A 24,810-nucleotide genomic window follows, 5' to 3' on the forward strand; every position below is an offset into this window, starting at 1 on the left:
TTGTTTTTAAAAATTAGCTTTAAGACCCAGGGTATAAGATGCTCCCGGAATTACAGTGTTGTTACCCAAATTATAATCCGGATCAACGCCGCTTTTAGAGGCCTGCCAAATCATCCCGAGATTACCGGCATTCGCGTAGAGTTCTATGGCTTTGAAGGGGGCGTTTCTCCATAAATTCCGGTCAATACGGTAGGTTACATTAATATACTGTAACCGGAGATGGTCACCCTTTTCTACCAGTACACTTGATCCGGCATAAAAAGCGTCCCTGTTGGTGTTGGTTTGGTAAAGATTGGAGGGTACAATGGTGAATGCTTCATCTCCGGGTTTCTGCCATCTCTGGGAATAGTCGCTGTGACCGATCCATTCCGTGAAAAGATTGGTGTAATTAATGGACGGCCTTCTGAACCAGTAGCCCAGCTTATAGGTAAGTCCGATATCCAGACTGAATTGCCTGTACGAAAAGGTGTTAGTGAAATTTCCGTATACGGTTGGAATTGCCGAACCGAAATATTCCAGGTCTTTCACGTCGGTCCCTGTACCCGTTATCTTTGCGTAGTCTTTACTCAGTTCACCGTTCAGATATCCCTGCGGATCACCGGTAACCGGATCCAGCCCTGCCCATTTATAGGCAAACACCGAATAAACAGGTAATCCCTCCACTCCCGAAATGGGCACCGTAGGCAACAGAAACTGTCTTCCGAACGTATTGGCCAGATAATATTTTGTTACTTGATCATGATACGTACTGAAGTTGATCAGCGTGTTCCAGCGGAAAGCCCTGTCAATGTTCACAGACCTTAACTGTACATCTACTCCCTGTCCCTGCATCCCTGCTACATTCCACGTCAGCGAGGTGATGCCGGTGGTGTAATCCATAGGAGCGGTTCCGAAAAGGTTTTCCCCTTTCTTACTGAAAAATTCAACATATCCTCCTATTCGTTTATTGGCCGTTTCAAAATCTGCGGCGATATTCAGCATCCGCAAAGATTCCCAGCGGAGTCTCGGATTGTAATAATTATTGAACTGCGCCATAGGACTGTTGGTAAACTGAGAGTTGTTGGCCGAATATTTAATCGTGGTCACCGCGACCATGGATGGATCAATATTGCCGTTATATCCCAGAGAGCCTCTGAGTTTCAGATAAGGGAGCCACTTAAGGCTGTAAAACGGTTCTTTAGACACTTCCCAACCCAGACCGGCAGACCAGAATGGGTTCCACAGGTCATTGGTCGAAAGGCCAAACAGATTACTGGCATCCCTTCTTGCACTCGCAGATACCGTATAGCGGCTGTCGAAAGTGTAGGACGCATTGGCAAAAGTGGAAACAAAATTATTATTGAGTTCATTGAGGGAAGTTCCCTTATCGATAAAACGGGTTCCGCCGGTCATCACCGGAAAAGCCTGACTGAAATTTACGGTACCGAAAGACAGGCTCTCAGGATTGTATCCATAATACAGATTGCTGATATACTGTGTGTTGGCAGACCGGCTTTCTCCACCCAGAAGGGCGGAAAACTGATGTCTGTTCCAGTTTCGGTTATAATTCATCTGCCCCCTGAAATTGTCGACTTTTATGAGCGAAGTAGATCTTCCGAAAATATCACCCTTGGGAACATTATACGTTACCGACCCTGTCGGACTTATTACCGTGAAAAGGTTGATGTAATTCCGCGTGTAATAGCTCTCCATGTCCGACAGACTTTCCGACATGCCGTTCTGCCGGTGATGCTGGTATCTCACCTCGGCCTCCAGACCTTTGATGATCCGGTAGTTGAGGGAGGCGTTGAGAATGAACTCTGTATTTTCGCCCGTGGATCTGGAATGCTGCCAATCCGTTAAAGGATAATAATTCCAGTCCAGCAGTTTTCCACCTCCCAGAGCATTGATATAATCCTGATTATACTGCTTCGGAACCGCGAGGGCATTGCCTGATTCATCAGCGAATTTTAAATAAGGGAGACCTGCGTTCTTTACGGTTACGGTTCCGTATGCACTGCGCCCGCTTTGGTTTTTGCTTTGGTTAAAGGAAACTCCTGTTCCCAATGTTAAACGGGAGATGGGTTTCCACGTATTCTGAAATTTCAGGTTCATCCGTCGGTACTTTTCTTCCAGATTGCCTGAGTTGTCATCATAACCCAGCGAAGAGGCCCATGAAAAGGTAGGGTATCAGCCGGAAATGTTTAAAGCGTACTGCCGGTTTTCCATTGGCCGGTACATATATTTCAGATATTGGTCACGCACATCCACTGTTCTCAGCGTATTGATCTGTGCTGTAGCCTCTTCCTGGGTAATCGTTCCGATTTTTGCCTTATTCAGCAGATTCACCACCGGGGATATTACCGGCCGCTGGGTTGAATTGATTGCACTGTTGTAATACCCTTTACCGAATAATACTGTCTCTACATCAATAAAATCCGAAGTATTCATTACAGGCAGCTTCGAGAGATCCGGCTTATCACTAAGGGTCAGCGACGTATTAAAATCAAGAGAAAGAGGCTGATTGAATTTTCCGGTTTTGGTGGTGATAACAATAACGCCATTGGCCGCTCTGGCACCCCAGATACTCGATGCGGCAGCATCTTTCAGGACCGTAATGCTTTCTACAATATTCGGATTAATAGTATTGAAATCCCCTTCGTAAGGAAAATTATCCAGCACAATCAATGGTGAAGTAGGACCTTTAATAGTACTCAGCCCGCGGACCATGATTTGTCCGGGACCCTCTTTCAGCCCTTTATTCAGTACAATCCCGTTGGCAGCCGTCGGCAGCCTCTCCAGAATATTTACTGAAACCTGTTTGCCCAGCATCTGATTGCTAACCGTAGAGAAAGAACCCGTTGCTCTCTCTTTGGGAAGTTTCTGATAGCCGGTTGTTAATACGACCCCTTCCACTTCAGCAATTTTTCCTGTAAGCGTAAGCTCTAACGATTGGGTAAGCGGAAGTTTTACAGCAATGATTTTCTGTTCGAAATCGGAGCGTGAAAATACCAGCGTGGCGTTCTTTTCTGCAGAGGTAAGTTCAAAAGTGCCGTTAATATCTGTCGTCGTCACGGTACCCGTGTTCTGTATACCCACGACCACATGCTGCAGTGGGGACGATGTAAGTTCATCGGTAATGCGGCCCGTCACGGTATATTGAGCAGCTGCGCCTATGCCGCAGCATAATGCCCCCGAAAGTAAAATTTTATTCATTTTTATTGTTTTTAAGATGCACTGGGCACCGGTTGTATTATTGGTGAGGTTCAGCGGTCTCTGATGACCATCATGTCGAGTTCTTTAACTGCCTCGACAAGTTCCAGATCATAATCCGCAAGCTCTTTTCTCAACTGATCAGGGCTTCTGACTCCGGAGACTTTCACATCTACATTTCCGGTATATCCTGTTTCATCAATCACAGGCAGATCAATACCGCTGTTGCCGTTCAGCATATTCACCATCACCCGGAGCGGCAGATTTCTGAGGACGGAAGGGGTGCGGGGAAAAGTTGATAACGCCTCCCCTCCTTTGGTCGCAAGCTTATCCCTGCCCGAAGTTCTTTTAAGGACAAGGCATTTTACAGCTCTCCTTTCAATCGCTGCGGTGAAAGGGCCGTAACGGTTAAGGTCGTTTAACATATCGCGGTACAGGGAGTCTGCTCTGTCTTCCGGAACATTAAGTTCATAGCTGTAGATATACCGGGTATCGAAGGTTCCGTCCGCGAGCAGAACCCCATCCAGATCCGCTCTGTTGTTCACTTCTACAATCATTCTCTTCTTACTGAAGTTTTCCCGGACTTTCATCGACTTAAAGAGATTGGATCCCACCGCGTAATACAGGTCCATCAAAGGCAGATTGGTAAACTGCCTCCCTTTCACCCTTTTATCTGCAGTATATCGGAACGTACCGCCGGAACCGATATCGGGTATTGGGCCTTTTATAAAAATGGAATAATTCAGTAAGGACACATTTCTCTGCCGGTCGAAACTTTCGGCCAGCATCAGCGGCCGTGTTCTGTCCATCTGAACAACGGTCTGCAGTGCGGTATTTTCTCCCTTAAGAACTTTTGAGATGTTCTCTTCATTTACCTGTTCTGCATCGGTGGTATTAATAAGTTTACCGTCTTTAATCCACACAAAAAACGGAACGCCTTTGTGCGGAAAATAATCCGCAAACATTTGATCTCCTACAACCGAACTGAGATGTTTAAACCGCTGACCGTTCTTTGTCGCTAAAAACTTTTCGATGGTCACTCGGTTCTGATCTGTAACAGGCAGCATCTTAATGCGGTCACCAAACTTTTCCTGCAACGATTCCATTCTTGGAAAATTAATGAGACACGCACTGCACCAGGTTGCCCAGAAATCCAGCAGGATGAGTTTGTCCCGGTCTTTGGCCAGGGTGGTTGTTGTATAGGGACTGTTGACCATCGGCAATGGCGTCGTCCAAACTTTTTCGGGAACGGGGTCCCCGATCTTTAAGGCTTTTTGCTGCGCAGGAACCTGCAGGAACAGCAAAGCCACAAATGCCAGGGAAAGGATTTCCCTGCAAAACATTTTTTTCATAGTTTTGTTTTGGTTTTTACTTATACATTAATTAATTCCACGCTCTTTCCTGCGGCTGCAACTTTAGGGAAAGGGCTTTTTTGTTGCTGGATGAGGGGTGTCAGATGCTGGATGCTGGATTTTAAATTCTAAATTTTAAATTATAGATTTTAGATGTCTGATATAATCACCCTCCCCGTACATTGTACTTTACCTTTTTTCTTTTTACTTTTTACTTTTTACTTTTTACTTTTTACTTTTTACCTGGCTCTTATCATCCGGATTGCCTTAGGGGAAAGCGGTGTACATCAAAAAAAAATTACTTTCCCGCTAAAGACAAATCCTTTTATAATATCCTGGGTGATTGAGCAGAACCGAAATCACCTTCAATGAGGCTTCGACTCCACTCAGCCATCGGATTTTAAATTTTGAGTTCTGAATTCTGGTTGCTGATGTCTGATATCATCACCCTCCTTTACATTGTACTTTGTACTACTTACTTTTTACTTTTTACTTTTTACCTGGTTCTTATCATCCGGATTGCCTTAGGGGAAAGCCAAACACAAATGATGAAAAAAAATAAAACACTTTCCCACTAAAGACAGATCCTTTGTTTTATTACGAAGAGTTCTCATATGGTATATTTTCCGTTTCCATGATTTTAATTTCTATTGATCTCTCAATTCTTAAAGACTTCTGACCTAGGAGTTATTTGCGTAAAGAAAAATTGAGATTTCTTCGGGAACAAATCTTCTTCATGATAACCGAATAAAAATCCCTCTGTTTGAGTGGCGGCAATAAACTTTATACATATAAACCCGTTTTCTTTCCGCCCGAGTTTGAGGGATTTTATTAGAAGAAATCTTAATTTTTTAGCAATCCGCCATAGCGGATCGCCGATTCCATTAAAACAATAACAGAGATGAGGCAAATAAATTCAAGTCTTGATTTTTTTGTTTCTTTTTTCATCAAGGGAAAAGAATGAAAATCTACCCTTCATCTTCACTCCTCTTTTGTCGTAGAGATTCTCAAATATTTTTTCATGAACTCCTAATGAATTATCCACGCTTTATTCGTGAAGCATCCGCGGGCATCCCTATTTTCTGCAGATAAAGCTTTTTACTCTTGGCTCTTTTTTACGTTTGGCTTTTTCGCTGTCTCTGGCTTCGGCCCCGCTCAGCCATCGGATTTTAAATTTTGAGTTCTGAATTCTGGTTGCTGATTTCTGATATCATCACCCTCCTTTACATTGTACTTTGTACTACTTACTTTTTACTTTTTACTTTTTACCTGGTTCTTATCATCCGGATTGCCTTAGGGGAAAGCGGTGTAGAAACCTATGAAGAGGGGCGCTCTCCCACTAAGAACCAATCCTTTAAAAGAGCATTGATATGAATGTGAGGAGCTCTTATGAGGTGTCACTAAAGGCGAATAAATAATTCATAACTTTTAAAATAATGATGAAGAAAAAACAGAAAGTTCTCTAAGTAAGCCTTGGGGCCGCAATGGCGCGTAACCATTGTAAGTGTCATTCTTAACAGCATCGCTGTCATTCCGGTGAAGACCCCTGTCATTCCGATCCGCCAGAGGCGGAGAGGATTCTCTTTCGCAAAGCGAAAGCCAAATATCCAGCTTCCATCACCCATCACCCCGCATCTCAAAAAACCAACACTCCCACCACTTACACCCCTCTCAACTTCATTTGTACAATTGGAATAAACAACCTATTTTTAACGTACCAGTTTTAAAATGTCTTTACTCCCACTCTCCTGCTCTTTGCAAAGGGCTTTGGTGTGCTTAAGGGCGATCGTATTGTAGAGATTCTGTGTGGCATTGGGCTGCACAAAACCTTACCCTCTCACAGCAGTGAGGAGCGTTGGCGTTCTTTTATCTCCTGATGGTACGGGAGACTGGTGGTGGTGAGAACCTTCAGGTTCTTCTGATTTTAAGGAGGAAAGTAGGTAAATGTCGTTCTCATACTGATGTGTTTTGGGGTTATGGAACGATGGTTTCGGGTAAGCGGAAGATCCCTGAAAAAGCAAGGAGCGGTTTCACACTTTCAAACTGCGGGTGTCCTACTACCCTTCCATACGGTGAGAACCATATAGGTGCCATTGAAAGTTTACGTGAGAACCGCTCTCATGCCGTATGCAAAAGTAGGAAACTTTTTGACATGGAGCGATTTCACGACTCTCTCGTTGGCAAGGTAGGACTTCGCAGTACGAGAAAACATCGTTAATTATGGTGCATACACCTTAATTATAAAATCACTAAAGCAAATATACAAATTAGTTTCCTAATTACAAAATATTTAAACAATGAAATTAATATTATTTATATGACCCATCAAATAGATAAATATATAATCAAAAGATTAGAAGGCCTCAATTGGCAGGATAAAGAATTAGTTGAGAAATCTACAATATCCAAAGGACAGATCAGCAAATTAAAAAACGGCTCAATCGAAAAACTATCTGCTGAGACTTTTTATTTGTTAGTGAAAGCATTTGGAGATGAGTTCACAACAGCCCAAACTATTGTATATCCCCATCTGAGAAACAACAAATTAAAATCGTATAAACCCAAAGACAGAAATACATTTGGTTTATTAATGAGACAATATGAAGCCTCTAATAATACAATTGAAGAGATTGCTGCTAAAACAGGTATACAAGAAGTTAGACTGTTTGAACTATACTTCCGAAACGGAGGTTTACAAGCCCATGAGCTGCTTCTTATTGAAAAGGCAATCGGTAAAAAGCCTGGTGAACTTTTTGAAGAACTTTACGGGAAACCGTAAGGTGATAATCTATGATGAACTTATATTTGGATAGCAACTAATTGCTATTTCAATAATGATCAATAAAAATTAGTACAACTTCGAAAAGCAGTCTATTTTTATTCCGCCTGCAGAAATACTTAAACAATTATAAAAAAGTTCATGTATAACGAAAAAGCCTCTATTATGCTTTAACAGATTTATTATTGATATAACAAATTTAATTCATTAGGACGAAAATTATATAATTTGATTCTATATAAACTTGACATGTACGTAAGTATTAAGAAATCACAAACCAAGTAATTTTAAAGCAAAAGTATGGCTTGAAAAGAAGCTTGATTTGACTTATAGTATTGGAAAACTGTCGAACGCAGGTTAAAAAGAGGTAAATAAATTTAAAAAATATGGGCGGAAATGCAGGAATTAGAGGATACTTAATACAGACAATTATTTGTGTATTAGATACGCTTGAAAGTGATAATCTGTGGAAATCAGTAACTCTTGAGCCATTAGACGAATCGGAAAAAGTAGATATTAGATGGAAATATTCCGATGATACTGTAAAATTGTGTCAAGTAAAATCTTCACAGAATATAATTAAGCATTCTTCTGCAAAAAAATGGTGTGAAGAACTCGAAACTCATTCGCCGAATGCGTCTCATTATGAATTAATTGTGATTGGAAATATTGATGAAAAGCTTTCAAAAGCGGAAGATATTGGTAATGTAAAAATTGGAGAAATTAAACCTTTAAATACTCAAGTTTTAATTGACCAAGCATCAACCAAAATTGACAAGTATTATGAAGACAAAAACAAACCTAAGATTTCATCACAAGTTAGAGAACTTATTGTAAAAGCACTAACATTGGAATTTGGAACAAGTTCTATTATTGGAAAAGAGATTTCAAGAGCGGATTTTGATAAAAAACTTTTGGAATGGATCAGTGCAGTTGAGAATCAAATTGAAACAAATCCATTTGCATCTTTAGCTCCTCCAACGGAAAATCAAAACATCCCTATCAATCATAGAATCGTTAAGAAAATATTAGAACTTATCGGTTGGCATCAGTTTGGAGAAAATCATGTAGTAGAACGTTTTAATGACAAAACAGAAGAAAATGAAATTCATTCAGTTGATTTTCTTGGAGATTTTGAAAGTAAACTAAAAGAAGAATCAGGAGATTTGGTGATGGTTTCATCCCTTCACTCGCTTAAATACCCAAGCTCTTCTAAGACAGAAATATTAAAATATTTAAATGATACAGATATTGTGTGTTCAGACTTGGAGGAAAAAAATAAAATTCCAATAAAAAGATTTGATTCTACTGATGTTTACAGCCTCTTATTTTGGCTCTCTACAGACAACAGTGAAGTTTCAACTGATTTTATTCATTATACAAAAGATAACTATAAACGTAACTTACTGCATGAAAATATAAACTACTTTTTGATTGATAACAATAAAGCAAACTTTTTAATAAGCAGTATTACAACTGCAAAAAATTACAGAGAGGATGTCCCAGTTAAATTTGCGTATCCTATTACCGAAGCCAACCAAAGTCCCAAACGTATTGGAGAAAGAGGATTAAAACTTCCACCTCAATTCATTAATACTTCTGTCCTTCCAATTACTAAAGAAAGTAAATCTAAAATTAGTTTTCTTCTTTTTTGTTCTGATCCATTCTCTTCAGAAGCTTTAAAGAAACTAATTTGGTTAACTATTAGCCTTACAAGTGGTTATGGGAATGAATACCTTCTTTATTTTCCTGATTACAATGAAATAGAAGATAAAAACGAAGCTCTCGAAGTTATCCGTTCTTTTAATGAGGAATTATTAGACGAAAAGGTCAAAGTACTAAAATACTACAGTATTGATGCACAAGCGCTGGATTCCTTGTCAAATACAAAGGTAATTACAAATAAAAATGAAATATACGAGGAAGACAACCAACCTTCTTTAGTTAATTCCCAGCACTTGAACGAAGCTTTTGTAAATATTCTTCCATACGGAGATATTATAAAGCCATTTCTCAAAACAGATGCGATTACAGCAAATGATATTAAATTCTTTCTTGCTAAAAAGGGAATTTTTACAAAAAATGCAGACATTAAGAAATTAATAGACTTAATGACTTCATTGCTTTTTAGTCCAAAAGAACTTGAAGATTTTAAATCATACATTGATGTGAAAGGGAAAACTGTAAATAGTTCAGATGCCTTTTTTAACATTAAACAAGACGAAACATTAGAATCTGTTTTTAAGAAAGTAAAAATAAATACAGATAATTTGACAGATGGTTTAAATGTCAAAATTATCAATTCTGATAGTTTGAAATTTGAAGCAAATCCCGCTAAGGATGAATTCAAAATAACATTGATAACCGAAACAAAAGATCCGACAAGTAGTTTACTGGTTAATACTAAACCAGGAAAAGCAGAAGTTGTAATTAAGAAAAAAGATAATCAGTTGGTCGTTGTAACCGAAAATACTATTAGTAAAGCCGACAAATATATTGTAAATCGTCTAGTAAAACTTGTTGAAGAGGAATTCAAACGAATAGATTTTATTGAAGAAGAAAAGATTAAAGTAATGTTCAAGAATTTTAGCTGTAATACAGAAAGGGTAAATTTCCTGCTTAGTTTTAGCAATATAGCTTCTTCTATAATGTTTCATGAAGCCGATATTCAATCTATTAAATTCAAGTTCGATGAAAACACAGAAGTCCCTGAACTTTATCGAGATAAAGTTGATAAAGACTTAGTTATAAATTTTGAAGGAAAAGGTTTGCAAACATTAACTGAATTGAGTGAACTAAACGCAAAAGAGTCAATATTTTTAGAAGAAATGAAGGTTCTTTACAAGTTCAATTTTTTAAACATAAAAAATGGATTATACAAGGTTACTTTCAACTTTTCTAATGCTTTGAAAAATAAACCAGAATATGACGGAGTATTTAAGTCGGCTCCCTACCTCATAAAAACGAATTCGGTAAAAGCCATATCAAATATCGAAAATTTGGAAAAGGAACTCGGAAAAGAGATCGAAAATCTAAAACTAGAAAAACTAAAATTATTTAATATTATAAAATGATTGACTTCACAGCAGTTAAATTACAAAATATAGCTACTCACTTTGTTGGAAACAAATTAAGAGATGAAGGAATAAAGATTTCATCGGGAGAAGTAAACATAGTTGAGGAAGATACAAAAAAATACTTATTGAAGTATTTTCTATCCTCTTTTCAGGATAATGAAAAATTCAATTTCACTAATCCTACAGAACTGTCATTAAATGCAGTATACACATTAATCAATCGGATATTTTCTAATTCTGACTCTTTTTATGAGAATACTGTTGAACTCTCAAAACATTTATACGAAAGCTCTACGCATCCTAAAGTTAACGGAGGAGAGTTTACAATTTGTTTATTTGAAAGTATATTTTTAGATGGAGTTGAAACAACGGCGATTGGTTTATTTAAAACAGAAGTTAAAGACGTATTTCTAAAATTTGACCCAACGAAAGATAATTATACAATTAAGTATGATAATGGTGTAAATGTTGCTAAACTTGACAAAGGTTGTATCATATTTGACCAAAGAACTGAAGATGGATTTACCGTTTGTATCGTTGATTCTAATAAGTCCAATGTTACACAATATTGGAAAGATGATTTTTTAAGTATCCGACCAAGTGCAGATGAATATCATTTCACAAAAAACTTTCTCTCTATAACGAAAGATTTTGTAACAAAACAGCTTTCTGAAGAATTTGAAGTTAGTAAAGCAGACAAAATAGACTTGCTAAACCGTTCCGTTGAGTATTTTAAAACACATGATAGATTTGAAAAGGAAAGCTTTGAAGAAGAGGTATTTCATAATCCTGAAATGATAAAATCATTCAGAAGTTATGACGAACAATACAGAGAAAATAAAAATGTCGAAATTTCGGATGATTTTCAAATATCTTCTCAGGCATTAAAAAAACAATCACGTGTTTTTAAAAGTGTATTAAAGCTTGATAAAAATTTTGATATCTATATCCACGGAAATAAGGAGCTTATTGAAAAAGGCACTGAAAAAGATGGAAGAAAATATTATAAAATCTATTACGAAGAAGAAAAGTAGTTTAATATGATTAAATCAATTGAGGAAGGTCGTAAAGAAGATGGCAACAGGTCTATTGCTGATAAAATAATTAAAAGATTACACGATTTAGAAAAAACGGTAAAGAACAACCATGGTCGTTGGGCATGGGAACTATTGCAAAATGCAAAGGACAGCGTGGCTGATGCGGATAGAAAAGTTTCCGTTCAGATTATTTATGATGTTGAAGAAATTGAATTTTCGCATAATGGCAATCATTTTACAGAAAAAGATATTAGAGGACTAATAAACCAAATATCCTCTAAAGAAGTTGAGGAAGGCGAAGTTAGCACTCGTACAGGTAGATTTGGAACAGGATTTCTTACTACACACCTACTTTCTAAAGAAGTCTATATTAAAGGAATAGTTAAGACAATCGGAGGTGACCTCTTCCAGTTTAGCTTTCCTCTAGATCGGAACGGAAAAACAACGGTTGCGTTAATACCTAAAATTGAAAATGCCTGGAAAGAATTTCACGCTTCTACTGAAAACAGTGAAATTGATAAGTATGATGAAGATGCTTTTAACACTTCTTTTATTTATACTTTAGATTCAGATGAACAAAAAGATACCGCACAAATTGGAGTCGATGAGTTTACTACATTGATACCATACGTTTTATCATTTATCCCTGAAATATATTCTGTAGAAATAATTGACAATGTTAGAGATACGAAAACACTATTTACAAATGATTCAGACGTTGTTGATGGATTTAAAAAAATCACGAAAATTCATAATGGTAAAACATCTATTGTAAGGCTATTATACGCGACAGATGGGACAGTCTCTATTGCCGTAAAGGCAATAAAAAAGGGTAATGATTTTGAACTTTTAAACCTAGATAATGTACCGAAATTGTTTTGTGACTTTCCTTTGATTGGCACAGAAAATTTCCATTTTCCAATTGTTGTAAATAGCTTTTACTTTAATCCTCAAACAGAGAGGGATGGAATTTGGCTAATGGGCGATAATGATTCTGAGGTCATAGAAAATAAAGATCTACTGGAACAAGCTCTCATTTTGTATAAAGAGATGATTAATGACATAGAGAGCAGATCATTTAAAAACGTATATAATATTGCAAAAACAAAACTCCCATCAACTGATGAGAAATATTTTGACGCAGAATGGTATGTTAAATATATTCAAGCTCCTCTAAGAAAATTTTTACTTACTAAGTCGATTGTTGAACTGGAGAATGGGAAGAATGGCAAGTTAAATGAACTTTGGTTTCCTTTAAAATCATATACAAAAGAAATTAAGGAAAAACTTTGGCAATATACCTCTGACCTCTTTCCTCAAGCAGTTTGTAAGAAAGATGATATCCACAATTGGACAGACATAATTTGGGACGATGTAAGTAAGATTACCTTTGCTGAGTTGGTAAGTGATATTGCAAAATCTAAATCAATGAGCAAATTATCAGAATCATTCGGAAATAATGAAGACCTTACTTTCAAGTGGTTTAATAAAGTGGGGAGTTTCATAATGGAAGATGAGGTTAATCTTCCTTTGTTTGAAAAGAACGCTGTAATACCAAATGAAAATGGAGATTTTTTGATTAAAAGCGAGCTCTTTATTGACAAGATAAATGATTCCCACCTTGTCGAGATATTGCAACTTTTGGGAGACGACTGGAATGATATTTTGATCCATCACAAACTTGGATTTGGACGATATCCCGTAAAAAAGAAAAGTGAGATTGCAACCAAAATAAATGAGAAACTCAAGAGCATCAGTACAAAAAATCAGAATTTCATAAAAGCGATCAGTTTATTATCAGAGTGGTTTGATAACAATCCAGATGAAGGTAAAGAGCTATTTACGGAAACATACCGAAAAAGAGCGGAATTATTTATGAATACAATTGAAGATAAGGATAGTCTGTATAAAGTAATGAGAAGTAAGACAGACTTAGCACATCTTTCAAAGGTGGCAGAAGCAATTGAGGAAAATCCACGTCTATTTGAAAACATAGAACAAGCTAAAGAAATTTATTCCCTTTTAAAACAATATAATGTAAATGATTTACAACAGCTACGGGAGCTTTTAGACAGTCATGGCAGTACACAAGTCGAGCGAAATTCCTTATTACCAGTAACACAGGAAATACTGGTAAATATGGGGATTTCTTCTTTGGAAGAATGGCAAGAAGCAATAAAAGATAAAGATTTAGCTTCAATTTTCTCTCATAAATCTACGCCTACAACTGATATGTTTGTGTATGTGCAGAGCTTAATTCAACAAGCAAAAGAAAATATCGTTGAATATTTACAAACCTTGAATGATTATGATCTCGATGATTTGGATGATACTACAGCACCTACAATTCTTGCAGGGATTATAAAAGATGGCAAACCAATCAGTATAGTTGCTAGGCCAGCTTATAATGGAGAAGTAATAATTTACTACGGGTCGGAACGCGATATATTAGATTATGAACCATCTGAATTATGGATAGATGATGGTATTAAACCCAGAATGATCTCGTTAGGTCATCTTTTAAAGAAAGCTCAAATCGTTAAGTTCCCTGTTTAGTTATGAGTATAGATATATCCAAAATATTAGGTAACGAGGAAAATGAACAACTTGAATATAAGGCTGTTTTACCTCCAGCAAGAAGTTTAGCCCAAATGATAGCTGCTTTTGCCAATTCTAACGGAGGGGTGATAATTTTAGGAGTTAATGAGGCAAACGGAGAAATAAAAATAACGGGATTAAGTGAAGATTTTCATGCTAATGGAGTAACACATAAGGCAATTGACTTGCTATCACCTAAGCCAAATATTAAATATGAATATCTTTCTCATGAAGGTAAAAGGCTATACGTTATAGAAGTTGAGAAATCTTTAACTGTTGTTGCTATTGAAAATAAAATCTACATAAGGAATGGTACCAAGATTGTTCTAAATAATCCTGAAATAAAGCAAATCAAGGTCAATCGCCTTCCGTTAATTATACAGTTAATTAATGATTTACTTGCTTTTCGTGTAAATGGTACTGGTGCAAAATCAAAGTTTCTCGACCATTATTCCGGTGTTCTAAATATCATTGATGATTTGGGGAATATATTATATCCCGTTTCAGCATCCGCACCAACTAACAATCAGGAAGGTAAAATTCTAATGCGGATATTGTTGTCATCCTGTGCAGATAATTTTGAGATTTACCTAACAGATTTATTATACGAAATTTATTTAGCTAATCCGGCAACATTAAAATCCGCTCAACAAGTTACTATAAAGGAGGTTCTGGATTGTGCAGACATGCAAGAATTTGTATTATTCTGGGCAAAAAAGAAACTTAGTAAATTACAAAGAGGTAGTGTCAAAGGATTTATTGCCGACAATTCGCAAATAAAAGAATTACAGGTAATTGATGGTATACAGCAAGATAATATTGAAAAAATACTCCAAATACGACACTTGTATGCTCATAGGAATGGAATTGTAGACGAAAAATTTTTACAGTTTTATCCGGGACAATATAATCTTAATGAAGAACATCAATTATCTATAGAAGATATGCTAAATCATTTTTCCTATTTAATGGAAATTGTTGATAAAATTGATAATGCTGCAGTTATTAAATATCAATTAGCTACATTATAATAAATTTTTTAATTAATTCTCTGCTGCACTATAAACAACAATACCCATTAATTTCGGTAATTATTCCTCAGAATACCTACATTCACATTTTGACCCGAAGTTCCTCGGTCCCGCGCGAGTGCATCGCGTGGTTTAATGTTTTATTCAGCCAAAAGATAATCAAATTTTAATTCCAAATCTTTTCAATTTTAAAAGCGACTCATAAGTTTTGATCAGGGATTGCTCCTTTATCTTTTCATTCCTGGCAATTGCAGACTGTATTGATTTCACGTTGCCTAATTCCGGAATAGTAAAAATTTTTGTCTGATCTGCCAGGTCGGTTATTTTTTTCCAGTCGTCTTTTGAAACAAGTTTTAATCGGTCAAACATAAATTTTATTTCGACATGTTCTTTTTCCTGCAACCTGGATAAAGCTTTAATTTCCTCCAAAAAATTTGGATTTTCAGATAATAACCTAATCGTTTTTCTGCCAATAGTAATGTCTCGTGGGAGAAGATTTTTATTTTTTTGAAGGTTTTTGAATACTTCTTCAACCGAATTTCTGTTGAAACCTTCCAAATAATTACTATTAAGGTAAATAACTAATCCATCCCAAAAGTTTAAACCAAATTTATGAATTTCACTGATTACAAAAAGCCGGTCTTCCTCATCATTAGTATCAATTTCCTTTTCGTTCTCTCTTTCATCTCTCTCACTAGGTGAAATTAAATATTCTGAAACAGTTTTCCGTAAATCCTCACCGTAAGTTGACTCTTTCAGTTTCTGCCACGAGGACTCTTTTTTCGCATATTCCGAAATCAAACTGTTATTGGCTTCGTTTATCAAATGTCCGTACACAAAAGCTAGAAGTTTTTTGAAGCGAAGGCTTAGATTGGCATCTATATTTTGGTCTTCATAGACTTTCCACAAATCCAACCGGTTATCTGTCAGGTAGTGGAAATATGAAACCGTATAGGCCACAGTAAAGGATTTCAGGTTGGTGTCTCCAATAGCATCTGCGTTTTTACGACCGAATAATTTATCAATGGTCTTGAATATAATAGCATTCGCTATCAGTTTTTTGTAGAAATTTTCGCCCGGCAATTTATTTTTACTGACAAGAATGTTTATTTTCTTGGTAAAATGAATGAAGTTTTTCTGTGACCCCTGTGACACAAAATGTGGTTCCAGCTCCCACAGATTAATGTATTTGGCAACATCGGATTTTACAAATTTCAACTGGGAAGGATTCTGTTCTTTAAATTTCTTTTGCTGAGCTGGAGTTTGTTTATTAAGTGTTTCCCGGTATTGTCCGTTAGCCCGTTCAAAAAACCAAAGCAAAGACTGATTTTTATTTTCAGGATTGACTACATATTTCCTGCGTGATAGATTTTCTATCTGTACAAAATAAGGATTGTTGGAAGACAAATCCAATTCAGATACTTTGTTCTGACTGTTGGCAAACCGGGAAATATTGGGAACTTCTATGTTTTTCTGTTCCCTGTCTTTAATAACCGTAAGTTTCATCTGCACAAAAATTTTGCTCAAATCTGCCTCTTTATATTTTTTCTGTGTGTGATAGAGTGATGCAGTCGTCTGTCCACCGTTGACGATTTGAAAATCATTGAGTCTTGTGATAACCATTTGTCCTCCAACCGAATAAGTTTCTACGCTTTCTGCTGTGGCGGTAATTCCGTTGTTGTAGGGTAAAAACATTTGTGGCTTTGTGCGGATGGTGTCACGGATTCCTTTGTTGAATTTGCCGGCCTGACCCAAAAATGCACGAACATTACTTTCCAGCAGTTCGTTTGAATGTTCTTTATACAGTTTTGCTAAAACTTCCCCCGGAACAATCGCCAGATAACAGTCATACATTTCGTCAATACTTGGAACCTGCAGACATTGTAACCCTTTTCCTTCTTCTGTAAACTTATCAAACTCAATTTCTATAGGCTCGTGCACGCTGCTGGATTCATTGACTTTAAATAATCTGGCAACGTCCCATGTGTGAACATATACATCTATATCAATACCCTTGACTTCTATCTTGTTTTTTTCAATGTCCGAAAATCCGTTTACAAGCAAGTAAATATTAATTCTGTCAAAATCTTTTCTTTGCTTTTCAATAATTTTGACTAACTCACACAACTCTGAATGAGATGGATCTATATATTTGATATATCCCTTAAATGCATCATTGATGAACTTTTTAATTTGATTAACCGTTCTGTCATAAACACTGACATTATTAAAACTATATTCAAAATCATCATTTCTAAAATATGTAATAAAAAGGTCTAGTGTTTCAAAATATATTTTATTGCTTTCATTTTTAAAGCTGTCTTTCAAGCAGTAACCGTTGATTTTCCATTCAATGCCGCCCTGGCTGTTAGGATGGATGTAAGACAAAACTCTCGCTCCCTCAGACTTTCCGATAGATTCAAAGACTTCTATGCAATATTCTGTAAATTTATCTTCAAAACTCGCTCCTTCTCCGTCCGAATAAACCAGTGCAGCAACATCAGATTTTAGTTCTTCAATGTAATTTTGTAAAGCTTTTTTCATTCCTTAAATGTTTTGCGTAATTTCATTCATTTCTGCTGAAAAATTTTCTACAGCAGAAAGTTCGATGAAATATGAAGTATTGTAAATGCCAATTGGTAACTGACTTTTGATAATTTTTGGAAAATCTTCGGACACTGAATACGAATAGGTTCTTTTCAAAGAAAACATTTTATTGTAATGTTCTTTATCCTCCTCAAAATATCCTAACAGCATTAATCTTTCATTAAAAAACTTGAGTTCATCAATGTTTGCAGACAGTTTTTGTTGAGTTTGGTCAATTAAAGAATAAAGTGTGAAACCATTTTCTTTCACATGTTCCACAGTGTACAAAATCAAAAATAATTCATTCAGGTTTTGAGCGTCTAACTGTCCTTCGTTGGTAATTTTAATCTTTGGATATTTTGATGAAGTTAGTTTAATTTCAATTCCTGTTCCCCCAAAAACAAAATCTTTGTCCTCAAAATCAGGACCTGTCCAGGCATTTAAAATGGTTGATGGAGATTTTGGATAATCTAAAAGATGGTTGATAAAAAGCAATTCACCGATTAAACCTTTTTGTTGTTCAATGCTTAAACCATTGAAATTGATTTTATCAAAGAGTTTTTTCCATTTAGAAATTACGTTCAGCGTTTTTGTAACTGCTTCACTTTCTGTAACACTCTCAGCAATATCTTCCAAAATATTTTGAATAAACAAAGAAAAAATATCTTTTAAATCATTGTCTAACAAATAAATATTTAACTCACATAAATCATCCGTATCCACAATGAAAATCTCCACGCCTTTGAAACGGTAATTTTTAAGTTCCGGAATTTCCACATTTTTGGAAACCGACATTATGTATAAATGCTGTCCTGTAATATGATTGGTTGCAGCGTAACAATTGAGATGCGGAATATCTTCAATTCGTGTTTTTATAATAATATCGCCGGTTGGTTTCTGCGTTTCCCAAATTGATTTTATATTAACCATAATTAATCGTTATCGTTATTAGGAGAATCATCATCTTCCTGTGGGTCTTCATCGAAACCATCAAAAATAGTTGTAGTGTAAGATGTTTTTACTTCGTTTTCAATTTTTGGAAAGTGAAGACTGTAGCCAATTATTGGGATTCCGTTATTTACATCCGGTGTTCCTCTTTCGTCTAAAGCATAAATTAAAAGCAAACCTTTTTTCTCTTTTTCCCTTTCAATTTTAATAGCATCGTTTTTCTTCAAACCCGAGACAACTAAATCAACTTGTCGGTCAACTGTATCATCAATTTGATTTTTAGAAATCAAATAATATTCTCCTTCTCTCAGCAATTGTTGATTACGAACCGAACAACCTAACTCTAGAGTTTCATTTCCAATTTGAACTTGATATGTTTTTACATCTGCGTTGTTGGCACGCTCTCCCTTTTTTGAACCGCCATTAAAATCAATAAAAGTTTTTACATCAGTATTTGAAACAATCGTAACAGACCATTCTTTAATTTCATTTTGAGTTAAAATGTATTCTCCCAATCTTGCATTTTTGATACGTAATAAGTCGATTTTGAAATTATCCAAAAACGCAGCAATTTTTTCTTTGTCGAAATCTTTAATCAAGACATATCTCGGAATTACATCAGTTTCTTTATGTTTAATAATTTCAAATGGTTTGTTTCCAATATCCAACAATGATTGAAAATTCTTAAAATTACTTTCAATTGCAGATTTCGTTTTCAACAATTGGTAAGTCTGTGGATTAGTTCCTGAAAAAGAAATTTCAATGTTTTTCGAGAAATGAAGTTTTGCTAAACTGGTTATTGTCATCAAACCGTGATGATTTCTAACTTTTAATCTGAAATCTTTTGGGCGTTGATGTGAAGCCGTCATTTCATCAAAATCATTTCTCATTTCCTCAGTTGCCATTGTAATATGGTTGAACCATTCAAAGATTTGCTCAGTAGTGTACAATCTGCATAAATCTACATAACCAAGACGATAACCAAACCAACGACCCATCTGCATCAGTGAATCATACATTTTAGTAGTCCGCAAATAATAACTTACCGATAAACCTTCCAAAGTAATTCCTCTTGACAACCGGCTTCCACCAACTGCAATAACAGACAAACCGTTTTCGTGTCTGTTATAATCAATTTCTTCAATATTATGATATTCTAAATTGGTAGTTGAGCGAGTTCCGTGAACTGAACGGACATCAATTTTTGAAACCGCCTTTTTCAGCTCGCCTTTTACTTCTTCCCAGGAATGTTGTTTGATTCTGATGTCTTTATAATCTAAATTTTCTAAAACATTGTCTGTCGTTGGAACAAAATCAGTTTCATACAATTCTTTCAGTTCCTGTAAAATTCCAGCATCTTCACTTCTGATTGCATTGGCGTATTCTTTCGTCTTTTTATTAACCAAAGAAGCAACTCTGTCAATCCATTTTACCAATAAGGCAACGTGAATCAACATTGAATTATGCTTGTTTTCGTGACCTCTCAATCTGCGGATAGCACAAGTAAGAATGAAGGATTGGATTGCTTTTTCCAAACTTTTCGGAAGATATTCCGGTAAGTTTTCTTTGTTGAATTTGTTTACAGTCCTGAAAAAAGGTGGATCAAAATCTCCTTCATAAATCGGATTATTTTTATTGTCAAAGCCGTTAAATCTGTCAATTGCTCTGAAAATATCCAAAGGCTCTTTTTCGTCTCCCTCTGGATTCTCAAATCCAAATATTTTTGCTGCGCCAATGTAATTTGAGGGCGCTTTTATATTTATAATAAAATCCCGGGGGAATAAATCTTCACCGATTTTATATTCTTTATTTTTAACAATTGTTGTTAATTCCTCCTTGTGCTCCTGGGAAATAAACAGATTGGCATAAGGTGTCGCAGTATAACCGATGAAAGTATTTTGGTTAAATAAATTTAATAATGTCCGGATTAATTTATTAATCGTCTTGATGTCTTCAATGCTTTTACTTGCATTTACAGAGGCTGCATCGGCTTCATCGTCAATTATCAAAACCGGAACATCAAACAGTTTCGGTGACCCATCAACGATTTTCGCATTGACATCTTTCGAAAACCAATCAATCAGGTTTTCAAGAATGCTTTTATTTTTTTTAATAACAAAAACTACCGGATTTTTTCCGATTGGAATGTTTAATCGATTGGCAACCGATTGGCTAAAATCACCTTCATCGCCACTTTTGTAATAAGATGAAGTTAAAGAATAAATATCTGTATCTACATTAATTTTCCCAACGCCAATAATTTTGTTTTGGTTTTCTCTGATGAATGCTGAACTGTTTCTTCCGATATATCCGGAATCAATTCTTTCCTGGGTTTGTCTTCTCAACGAACTGATTGTTCCTGCAATCACAATAATTACTTTGTACCCCGCATCTGTTGCTTTATTAATTAAACCTACATAATTAGAAGTTTTACCAGACTGTACGTGACCAACTACCATTCCTCTTCTATCCCAAGAAGCTTTCTTTTTAGGGTTCACGCATTTATCAAGAATCCTATTCGTGAAATCGTCCAAATCGTTTACAGGAAAAGACGGGTCGTTTTTCTGCATATCCAATTTGTACCTGTTCCATAATTCAAAGTCTATATTTGCCTTTTCATCATTCAGCCAGGGTGTAACATTCTCATCATAAAGTTCCGTGATTGCCCCACTTCCAATGCTGAAATCGGCACGAAGTAACTCAAATAATAATTCTTTATCTATGCTCTGAAATTCAATAGCAGAAGATATTTTATCCTTTATAATTTTTGAAATAGTGTCATCATCAATTGAATCACGAGGAATTAAGTTCAAATAAGCGTGGCAAATGAGTTTTGCGGTTTGGTTTACATCGTTCATTTCAAATAATCATTAATTAATGGAAATAAATTAAAAGGTGTAGAAGACATAATTTGTTGTCTGGCTAAGGATTCAGGAATCCCTTGTTGAACATATATTTTGTAAAGCTCAACTGCAAGATTTAGCAAATCCTCACTCGGAGTTTCAGAATGCTTCTCTAATTCGTGAAAAGCAGGATCTTCATTTTGGTTATTTAAAATAAGTTCTACAGGCACATTTTCTTCGAGAAGTTTGAATGCTTTCGACATCAACTTATTTTTGTCCGCCAACAGAGAATTAATTATTGGATGTTTTCTGTTGATTTTATATTTTTTGATTCCTTCACGGGTAATTTCATCTTTCCACAAGGGTTCAAAATTGGAATCGGTAATTTGAGATACGGTTTTTTGTCCCCGCCAGTTATAAATTTTAGCAGATTTTATAATTGCAATTTTCGCAATCCTTGAAAGTTCCCGGCGAATTTCGATTGGTGGTGTTGCTGTAGATTTTTTAATATCAAGATTCCAGTTAAAATCATTTGAATTGGAAAAATTCACTGATATTCTTGCTAATTTGGCGTAGTCTCTTTTCTTTTCCAATCCCAACCAATCTCCAGAAACCAGCAATCTGTCTCCACGATAAACATAAAACCCCTGTTGCTGAAACCAGCCAAGAGAACCACCGGTTTTATCGTAATCTTCCTTTCCGATTTCAGACATATGAGGTAAAACGAAATAAGTAACTTCTACGTTATCAAATTTTTCCGGCAATCCCATCTCGGGTTTTGGGTCAAGGTTTAGTAAAAATGGGTTGTATGGTTCGATTTCTTCATTCTGAAAAAAGATTTTTATTCTTTTACTTTCAATGAATTTGTGAAACACCAAACTTAAATGCTCACGCACACTTTCCATTTCTTGGTAAAAAGCATTTTTCACACTTTCATTATTGCATTCTGCTTTTCCAACAATTCTATCTAGCTTTTCCCAAAGAACTAAAGTTCCGGACTTTTGCTCATTTATTTCATTGATGAAATTTGAATCAGAAACAAAATCTAACAGCTGCCATTCTTTTTTTTGATTAATGAAATCAATATCCCAACATCTTTTAATGGTTGAGAAATTTACTCGTTTCGAAACACAAGTCAGTCTTTTGCATTGAGAAAATGAAGCAGTTTTCAAACCCATTCCAAACCGACCTAAATCTTTTTCACTTCTTTCGTCTTCCGGATCTTTGCTGCCTGGTGTCATCGCAACAACCAATTCATCTTTGTGCATTCCGTCACCATTATCTTTAATGGAAATAAAAGAATCCTGTCCATCCCATTTATAAAGAATAGCAATTTCATCCGCGTTCGCTGAAATACTGTTATCAATAATATCGGCGATGGCAGTGGATAGATTGTACCCGAAACTTCTATAAGAATTTATCGTGGATTTAGGATTTGGCTTGGCAATTTCGGCTTTGAATTGATCCATTAAATAATCTCTTTCAATTTTTTCGCAATTCCTTCTGCCATCAATACTGGCACCGCATTTCCAATTTGTTTAAAAGCTGCTGTTCTGCTGGATTCAAAAAAATAATCATCGGGAAAAGATTGTATTCTTGCTGCTTCTCTAACTGTAATCGAGCGGTTTTGATGAATATCGGGATGGATGTAATAATGCCCGTCGGCGCATATATGCGCTACAACCGTATGAGAAATACCTTCATGATTAACAACCTGAAACCGGTTTGTAAAAGACTTAACATTATTATGCTTTATGAGGCGTATAGGTAATTCTGCATAGTTTAAACGTTTACCTTTATTAACCCATTTGTCAACAGCAATTCTGTAAATCTCCAAATCGTTGTCATTGTTGAAACGTGAAATGTGCTGTGTTGTAAAATCAATTCCGTTTCTAATACCCGAACTTTTAAGATAAGAATTAGTCTTTTTTGTGTACTTTGAAACACCCCAGTTTCCCTGTCCACTTTTGATTTTAGGTAAATCCGAAAAGAGATGTTTCCCTATCTGAAACTGCATTTCGACTTTGTTAAAGTGTGGATATTCTAAATTCAAATCATTTCTCCAACCAATAATAATTACCCTTTTTCTGTCCTGTAACACGCCAAAATCCCGGGCGTTCAAGATCTGTTTATCAAGTTCATATCCCGCTTCACGGACTGCATCAAAAATCAATTGTAGATAGTGCCCATTGTTTGCTGACAGAATTCCCGGGACATTTTCAAACACAAACATTTTAGGTTTATATTTTTTCAAAAATTCAACATAATGTTTGTACAAATGATTCCGTGGATCATCCGTCATATCTTTTCTTACCCTCCCCGCCACGGAATACGCCTGACATGGAGGGCCACCAATAATTAAGTCAACTTCTTTCTGTTCCAGTTCCGAATCAATATGATCAAAAATATCAGGTAGTGTTTTGTTTGAAATCTCGGTATTGATAACTGAATTTATAAGATGACCGGGAATCTTTTTCCAAAGTACATCTCTTGTGATATCACCTTTTAAATAATCATAATATTCGCCTACGCGGTTTTTCTCTTTCAACCAATGGAAAGCGGTTCTAGTTCTTAAAGTATCACAAGCATCTCTATTCATTTCCACATGTGCAACAGGAGTAAACCCCGCTCTTATAAATCCTTCTGAGAGTCCTCCTGCACCTGCAAACAAGTCTATAAATTTTATTTCTGGCATCCTATTTTTATAAAACGATCAATATACATTAAAATCTTCAAAAATTTAAATTTAAAAAAAATAACTAAATTCTCCTTTTTATGTTAAAAAGTCGTTGATTAATTTCTATAAACCGAAGATAATGTGAAGTGGTAAATTTACATAAGATTCAAGAATGAAAAATAGGGTTTTCCATAATTAATTAAATTTAAAAAAATATCTATGCCTGACAGACATACATCGAAGCAGCGCAGCTACAACATGAGCCAGATTAAAAGTAAGGATACTAAGCCGGAAACACTGCTCAGAAAATTACTTTTTAAAGAAGGTTTCAGATACAGAATAAATGACAGAAAACTACCGGGGAAACCTGATATTGTACTGAAGAGATACAACACCGTAATTTTTGTAAACGGATGTTTCTGGCACGGTCACCAGGACTGCAGGTATTTTGTAATGCCAAAAACGAGAACGGAGTTCTGGATGGATAAAATTAACGGAAACAGGAAAAGAGATCTGAGGAACATATTCCAATTGAAGGAAGCGGGATGGAATGTTATTACGGTATGGGAATGCGAATTGAAAAAAATACGTATTGAAGAAACACTCATACAACTTATACCAAAAATCAAAGGTGCCTCTGCAGAATAATTTTAACATCCGGAAGGCGTGTCATTTCAAAGATAGAGGAAC

Annotated in this window: 15 protein-coding genes; 6 read left to right on the top strand and 9 right to left on the bottom strand. The window is 35.8% G+C overall.

What is annotated here, in order from left to right; all coding sequences use genetic code 11:
- Window positions 1-6: 6 nt before the first annotated feature.
- From OK344_RS09550 to OK344_RS09565, 4 genes are all read right to left on the bottom strand, one after another.
- Entirely contained in the window at window positions 7-2,094 is a 2,088-nt protein-coding gene (locus tag OK344_RS09550; protein WP_265144575.1) for a SusC/RagA family TonB-linked outer membrane protein, read from the bottom strand.
- 75 nt (window positions 2,095-2,169) lie between these two features.
- On the bottom strand, window positions 2,170-3,195 hold the full coding sequence (locus OK344_RS09555) for a TonB-dependent receptor plug domain-containing protein (protein ID WP_265144576.1): 1,026 nt from the start codon (window positions 3,193-3,195) through the stop codon (window positions 2,170-2,172).
- A gap of 50 nt (window positions 3,196-3,245) precedes the next feature.
- Window positions 3,246-4,544 (bottom strand): thioredoxin domain-containing protein, encoded by a 1,299-nt coding sequence (locus OK344_RS09560; protein WP_265144577.1) that lies wholly within the window; start codon window positions 4,542-4,544, stop codon window positions 3,246-3,248.
- 1,829 nt (window positions 4,545-6,373) lie between these two features.
- A complete protein-coding gene (locus OK344_RS09565; protein ID WP_265144578.1) occupies window positions 6,374-6,565 on the bottom strand; it encodes a hypothetical protein in 192 nt (63 codons plus the stop codon).
- 296 nt (window positions 6,566-6,861) lie between these two features.
- Between OK344_RS09565 and OK344_RS09570 the strand changes: the two genes are divergently transcribed.
- The 5 genes from OK344_RS09570 to OK344_RS09590 all read left to right on the top strand — a co-directional run bounded on the left by OK344_RS09570 (window position 6,862) and on the right by OK344_RS09590 (window position 15,066).
- Entirely contained in the window at window positions 6,862-7,323 is a 462-nt protein-coding gene (locus OK344_RS09570; RefSeq protein WP_265144579.1) for a transcriptional regulator, read from the top strand.
- 386 nt (window positions 7,324-7,709) lie between these two features.
- Window positions 7,710-10,397, top strand: a complete 2,688-nt coding sequence (locus OK344_RS09575; RefSeq protein WP_265144580.1) for a PD-(D/E)XK nuclease domain-containing protein — start codon at window positions 7,710-7,712, stop codon at window positions 10,395-10,397.
- Window positions 10,394-11,434: a nucleoid-associated protein gene (locus tag OK344_RS09580; protein ID WP_265144581.1), complete on the top strand. Its 1,041-nt coding sequence runs from the start codon at window positions 10,394-10,396 to the stop codon at window positions 11,432-11,434. Before OK344_RS09575 ends, OK344_RS09580 begins: the two co-directional genes overlap by 4 nt.
- 6 nt (window positions 11,435-11,440) lie before the next feature.
- Window positions 11,441-13,993: a sacsin N-terminal ATP-binding-like domain-containing protein gene (locus OK344_RS09585; RefSeq protein ID WP_265144582.1), complete on the top strand. Its 2,553-nt coding sequence runs from the start codon at window positions 11,441-11,443 to the stop codon at window positions 13,991-13,993.
- A gap of 2 nt (window positions 13,994-13,995) precedes the next feature.
- Window positions 13,996-15,066: an AlbA family DNA-binding domain-containing protein gene (locus OK344_RS09590; RefSeq protein ID WP_265144583.1), complete on the top strand. Its 1,071-nt coding sequence runs from the start codon at window positions 13,996-13,998 to the stop codon at window positions 15,064-15,066.
- Window positions 15,067-15,225: 159 nt separating this feature from the next.
- Here OK344_RS09590 and OK344_RS09595 read toward each other — a convergent pair whose 3' ends face one another.
- Genes OK344_RS09595 through OK344_RS09615 form a run of 5 tightly spaced genes read right to left on the bottom strand, consistent with a single transcriptional unit; the run spans window position 15,226 to window position 24,138 of the window.
- A complete protein-coding gene (locus tag OK344_RS09595) occupies window positions 15,226-17,610 on the bottom strand; it encodes an AIPR family protein (RefSeq protein WP_265144584.1) in 2,385 nt (794 codons plus the stop codon).
- 3 nt (window positions 17,611-17,613) lie between these two features.
- Window positions 17,614-18,582 carry a PD-(D/E)XK motif protein gene (locus OK344_RS09600; protein ID WP_265144585.1) on the bottom strand — a complete coding sequence of 323 codons (969 nt, stop codon included), beginning with the start codon at window positions 18,580-18,582 and terminating at the stop codon, window positions 17,614-17,616.
- A gap of 2 nt (window positions 18,583-18,584) precedes the next feature.
- On the bottom strand, window positions 18,585-21,458 hold the full coding sequence (locus tag OK344_RS09605; RefSeq protein WP_265144586.1) for a Z1 domain-containing protein: 2,874 nt from the start codon (window positions 21,456-21,458) through the stop codon (window positions 18,585-18,587).
- Window positions 21,455-22,912 carry an ATP-binding protein gene (locus OK344_RS09610; protein WP_265144587.1) on the bottom strand — a complete coding sequence of 486 codons (1,458 nt, stop codon included), beginning with the start codon at window positions 22,910-22,912 and terminating at the stop codon, window positions 21,455-21,457. The genes OK344_RS09605 and OK344_RS09610 overlap by 4 nt, the downstream gene beginning before the upstream one ends.
- Window positions 22,912-24,138, bottom strand: coding sequence for a DNA cytosine methyltransferase (locus tag OK344_RS09615; RefSeq protein WP_265144588.1), 1,227 nt, complete (start codon window positions 24,136-24,138; stop codon window positions 22,912-22,914). The genes OK344_RS09610 and OK344_RS09615 overlap by 1 nt, the downstream gene beginning before the upstream one ends.
- A 201-nt stretch (window positions 24,139-24,339) precedes the next feature.
- Here OK344_RS09615 and OK344_RS09620 point away from each other — a divergent pair, with 201 nt between their 5' ends.
- Window positions 24,340-24,768 carry a very short patch repair endonuclease gene (locus tag OK344_RS09620; protein WP_265144589.1) on the top strand — a complete coding sequence of 143 codons (429 nt, stop codon included), beginning with the start codon at window positions 24,340-24,342 and terminating at the stop codon, window positions 24,766-24,768.
- Window positions 24,769-24,810: the final 42 nt, after the last annotated feature.

Origin of the sequence: Kaistella yananensis (assembly GCF_026107505.2) — a bacterium.
GTDB classification, from domain to species: Bacteria; Bacteroidota; Bacteroidia; order Flavobacteriales; family Weeksellaceae; genus Kaistella; species Kaistella yananensis.